Source organism: Bowmanella sp. JS7-9, from assembly GCF_004329715.1.
Taxonomy (GTDB): domain Bacteria; phylum Pseudomonadota; class Gammaproteobacteria; order Enterobacterales; family Alteromonadaceae; genus Pseudobowmanella; species Pseudobowmanella zhangzhouensis.
The window spans coordinates 1-4,791 of sequence record NZ_JXSY01000033.1 but is presented as its reverse complement, the minus strand read 5'-3'; the positions used below and the strand labels follow the sequence as shown (position 1 = coordinate 4,791).

The window sequence follows — 4,791 nt, the reverse complement described above, 5'->3', positions numbered from 1 at the left end:
ATCCCCTAGGGGACGCCAAATAAAAAAGCCCACTCATTTGAGTGGGCTTTTTTATTTGGAGATCTTTACGATTTCGATCCCCTGCGGGTTCGACAAAATTGTCGGGAACAATTTTGGACAGCCGAAGGCTGGCCGCGCAGCGGTGAGGGCAGGAAAGCCCGAGCAATCCCCCGCGTGATTCAAGTCAGCTTCTATCCTCAGCTTTGAGTGGGCTTTTTTATTTGCTGGTCTTTGTGACAAATTCATCGGGAATGAATTTGAACGTTGGAGCTTGCGACGACGGATCGAAGGGTGAGGGCAGGAAAGCCCGGGCAATCCGATCCAGCCCATCAGTCTGCTTATTGTTTTTTTTTGATAGGTTTCTTTCTTACCTAAACACAACGAACATTAAGCGGGCTTAGTATAAGTGCCTTGCTGCCGCCCCCTTCTGAAAACGAAATGGTGCGTTAAACATACTGATTTTTATGATTTTTTCCCTCTGGTTTTCGAGAGTTTTGCTATGTTTAGTGGGTATTTTCATATCGGCCATTGCCGAATTTCATCAGGAGTGTTTATGAGATGGGGGTTATGGCTGTGTAGCCTGCTTTCTGTGCAGGCACTCGCGAATGAAGCCCTTCAGTTTTCAGGTTTTGGTTCCATTGGTATCGTTACGACTGATTCCGCCGATTTTGGTTACCGGCGTGATTACTCTCGCACCACTGCTGTGTTTGATGGCCAATGGGATTGGCGCGAGCACAGCAATATAGGGGTTCAGCTTGACTGGGCGGTGTCGCCGCAATGGGATGTGGTCACTCAATTACATTACCGTGACCAAGTCGATACTGATCTGAATGGTTTGTTAAATGTGGGTTTTGTACGTTACAAACCTCAGCCAAATTTTATATTTCGTGCTGGTCGCGTGCCGTTTGATCTGTTTTTAATGACAGAGTACCGGGATGTGGATTACGCCTACAGCTTCGCTAAAATTCCCAGTGAAATATACGGTATCGTACCTCATCGTCATTTGGATGGCCTTGATGCAGAGTACCTGTCACGTGCTGCAGATAAGACCTATTCAGCGAAATTGTTTTACGGCAAAACCAATGCGCAGATAAGCGCTGACAACACAAACAGCAGTCGTGACTTTAAAATGGAGAATGTCGTTGGTCTGGTGTTAGCAGCGGAGTCATTGGATTGGGAGATAGCAATACATCACACCCAGGTGCGATTTGATAATCAGTATGCTAAGCCGCTGGTCGATGCGGTCACATCACTAGAACAGATTTTCCCAGCTTTCACCGTCCTATGGCCAGATGCACAGCAAGTCATCAGTCAGTTGGATCTTGATAACAAAACTGCACGGTATAGCTCAATAGGCGGCCAGCTTAATGTAGACAACATCACAATCATGTCTGAAATAGCCTATATCCGCAGTGCCAGCGAAACCGTGCATGATGTTTACAGCGGCTATGCAGGCTTTATTTCCCATCAGGAGAGCTGGCAATGGTTTTTCAATGTCGGCTTCGCAAAAACAAATCGCACCGATGATTTACTCAATAACGCCAATGTAACCGGGCTCGCGCAGTTTCAACCTGCCTTTGACACCTATCAAGGGGCGCGTTTTCTCAACGATTTTTACAATATGAACCAGACAACGGCGTCAATCGGCGCACGCTGGAACGTAACGGATGCGGTTGCGCTGAAGGTGCAATGGGATCATAGCTGGATCAGACGCCAGGGTAGTGGATTTTGGCAACCTCCGATGACCGGTGGGTTAGCAACGCGAGAACCCGGGGAGGTTAACGTGTTGTTTCTGCTTACCAGTTTTATTTTTTAGGCCACGCATGCTCAGCAGATTGATTGCAATGATATTTATGTTTTTTTGCTGCCAAAGTGGGGCGGAAGAATTGGTTGTCGTGGTGAATAAAGCCAATCCGGTGACGACACTGCAAAAAAGCCAGATTATTGATATTTATATGGGTAAATTTGTCGCGTTTCCCAACGGAGCAAGTGCATTCCCGGTAGATTTCGAAAGTGATATGTCGCTTAGAACTGCTTTTTTCGAGACGCTGCTTGAGCAACCCGTTTCCCGTGTTAACGCTTATTGGTCGAGATTACGATTTGCTGGCAAAGTGCGCCCCCCGGCGAAGGAGCGAACCGTACAAGGCGTGTTGGCGTATATTCGTGATAATCCAGGTGGCGTGGGTTATTTGCCTGCCAATGCCGTGACCCCAGATGTTAAGGTGGTATACCGACTTGAGTAAATTTGGACTGCTTCCCCGCTTGGCGGCATACATTGGTTTATCGTCAGTCATTATCGGCATTGTGTCGTCGCAAATGGTTTATCGTGTCACCGTAAAGCAGGAGATGCACCTGGCGTCTGAGCAGCTTTCCTCTTTGTATAAAACGGTAAAACAGACGATCTCGACCGCGGTGTATTTGGGGGAAGATGGAGTTGACCTCGCCCAGGAAGTCGTGGATGGTTTAGCGGAAAGTGATATTGTCAGCCTGGCAAGGGTCGAGTTTCAGCAATTGGAATTAACCAGCCATCAAATGCCCGTGCCCGCCGTAACGCCACAAATATTTGACCTGTATGCTTTGTTCGAGCCCGATAAAGTGACAGGGCGTTTGTACATCTATCCAAACCACGAGTTTATTCGCGACAGAGCAGAAACCATCGCCACGGAAAACGCCGCAGCAATGTTTGGGCTAGCGATTTTGTTGATGGTTATTGCCTTGGCGGTTACGTACTTTTATGTGTCATCCCCCTTAGTGCGCACGGCCAGAGTGTTGCATGAAATTGCGCCAGGAAGTAATAAACGTCTGGCGCTAGGCAAACGCTTGCAACAAACCGAATTGGGGGTGCTGGTAAAAGATATTAATCTGTTGTTAGAACGGGCTGAACAGCAAATCCGCCAGGAGCGCTTACTGCGTGAAGAGGTTGAGCGCCTCGAGCAAAAATTCAGAATGATCTTTCACAATGCGGTTGAACCCATAGTGCTGACTTCGCCAAGCGGCGATTTGATTCTGCAAAATCCGGCGTTTGAGCGTTTACTCGAATCCCTTGATATCCCGGTACGTGATAATCACGGCACCTTGTTGTGCACATTATTTCATAAACCCAGTGAAGTGCTGCGCAAACTTGAGCAAACCCTGATGCGCGCCAATATTGCGATTGCCGAATTTCCGCTGTACGCGAAACGCAACGGTGAAGATGTGTGGATGCAGGTTGTTGTGACCCGAATATTAAATAGTGCCAATGAAACCTATCATCAGGTTGCGTTGCATGACGTATCTGAACGGCGCGCCGAGCTGGAGCAGTTATCTTTGCAGGCGGAATTTGATCAGTTAACCCAGTTGCTGAATCGTCGTGGTTTTCAACGCAGGCTGGAGCAGATGCAAAAGCAGGACACCGCCTTTATCTTTGTTTTGTTTGATCTTAACTGGTTTAAGCGGGTGAATGATCGCTATGGTCACGGTGCCGGAGATGAACTGCTGATTTATGTTGCACGTTGTTTGGGTCGGGTACTGGAGCCTGACGATATCGCCGGTCGTTGGGGTGGCGATGAATTTGTCATGCTGTTGCCAGGCTCGGATCGTTTGCGGGTGGCAGCGCTGTGCGAAAGTCTGTTTAACTTTATCGCGACACCATATCAGTTAACGGAAGTGGATGTGCAGGTGCAAATTGGTGCCAGTATGGGCGCCGCATGTTTTCCAGCTGATTCTCGGGATTTAAATGTGCTGGTCGATATGGCAGATAAAGCCATGTATGCCTCAAAGGGTTACAAGGAAGATCCCACCAAGAAATACCTGACCTTTACCTCGGATATGGATTATTCCCCCACTTCGGATGTGACGGATACATCCTGATCCCACATGCGTTGCCAAACCAAGCCGAGTAATGCCGGATCGCGCTTTGCTTCCAATCCCCTGGCTTCTGATGCAACGCAGCCAGCCTGACAGTTAGCGATCACAAAACTGAACACATAGTTATTTTCCATGCCCATACGTAAGTCAGTCATGACCAATTGCTGGTTTTGTAATTCGGCTTTATAAAAACCATGAGTGAACCAGCGAAGTCGCTTAACCGCAGCCAGCTCGGGCAACGGCTCAGCAATACCTGCATATTGAGGCAACAGGGGGCCCGGTTCAGGCAATGTCTTATCAAACAGGGACACATAAACCTCGCGGTAACCGTTTTCCTCCATGGCGACTGCGCGCCATAAAATCAGTGAGAAAGGTGCCGGGGTAGAAAATAGTCGTTTCGATTGAATGCCTTGTTGCTGTAATGACGTTTCTACCCGCGATTCAACCCATTGTTTTATGCCAACGCCAAGGAATAAATAACCGGTACTAATTGCCAGGCCAGCAGCTAACCAGTGATGTTTTACCTGTGCTTTTGTGCGCAATCCGGCGATCAAAAAGGCAAGCAAGGGCAGGGTATAAAATGGGTCGATAATAAATACACTGGAAAGGGACACCGGATAATCAAACAGCGGCCAGAACAGCTGTGTGCCGTAAGTGGTAAAACTGTCCAGCAAGGGATGGGTGATTAGCGCCAGCCACACCATGGTGAAGAGTTTTCGTGGCGCAATGTCATGAATACGCCCGATGAGCCAGGCGAATAAAGGGCTTAGCAGGGTAAGTACCAGTAAAGAATGGCTGAATGAACGATGATAAGTAAAATCTGCTACCGCATCCCCCATGGGGATCAGTACATCCAGATCAGGTAAGGTGCCTAATACTGCGCCCCATATGGCCGCTTTTTTGCCTAACTGTTTGGGCGCGCACGCTAATGCCACCGTCGAGCCT

At 48.4% G+C, this 4,791-nt stretch carries 4 protein-coding genes; 3 read left to right on the top strand and 1 reads right to left on the bottom strand.

Translation table 11 applies throughout. The features are described from left to right. The first annotated feature begins 553 nt into the window (after positions 1 to 553). The 3 genes from TK45_RS15760 to TK45_RS15750 are packed head-to-tail and all read left to right on the top strand — an operon-like array spanning position 554 to position 3,849. The gene (locus TK45_RS15760) at positions 554 to 1,816 is read left to right on the top strand and encodes a hypothetical protein (protein WP_131259812.1); all 1,263 of its coding nucleotides are present in this window, start codon (positions 554 to 556) and stop codon (positions 1,814 to 1,816) included. Positions 1,817 to 1,844: 28 nt separating this feature from the next. Next, on the top strand, positions 1,845 to 2,243 hold the full coding sequence (locus TK45_RS15755; protein WP_131259811.1) for a hypothetical protein: 399 nt from the start codon (positions 1,845 to 1,847) through the stop codon (positions 2,241 to 2,243). After that, positions 2,236 to 3,849, top strand: coding sequence for a diguanylate cyclase domain-containing protein (locus TK45_RS15750; RefSeq protein WP_165490809.1), 1,614 nt, complete (start codon positions 2,236 to 2,238; stop codon positions 3,847 to 3,849). The genes TK45_RS15755 and TK45_RS15750 overlap by 8 nt, the downstream gene beginning before the upstream one ends. On the opposite strand, the gene TK45_RS15745 is transcribed toward TK45_RS15750, so the two are convergent. Continuing rightward, positions 3,813 to 4,791, bottom strand: a 979-nt coding sequence (locus TK45_RS15745; protein WP_131259809.1) for a metal-dependent hydrolase, incomplete at its 5' end; no start/stop codon positions are given. The two genes, TK45_RS15750 and TK45_RS15745, sit on opposite strands and share 37 nt — an antisense overlap.

Coding starts and splice junctions, on each gene's coding strand:
- TK45_RS15760 (WP_131259812.1), top strand. CDS start 554: ATGAGATGGGGGTTATGGCTGTGTAGCCTGCTTTCTGTGCAGGCACTC.
- TK45_RS15755 (WP_131259811.1), top strand. CDS start 1,845: ATGATATTTATGTTTTTTTGCTGCCAAAGTGGGGCGGAAGAATTGGTT.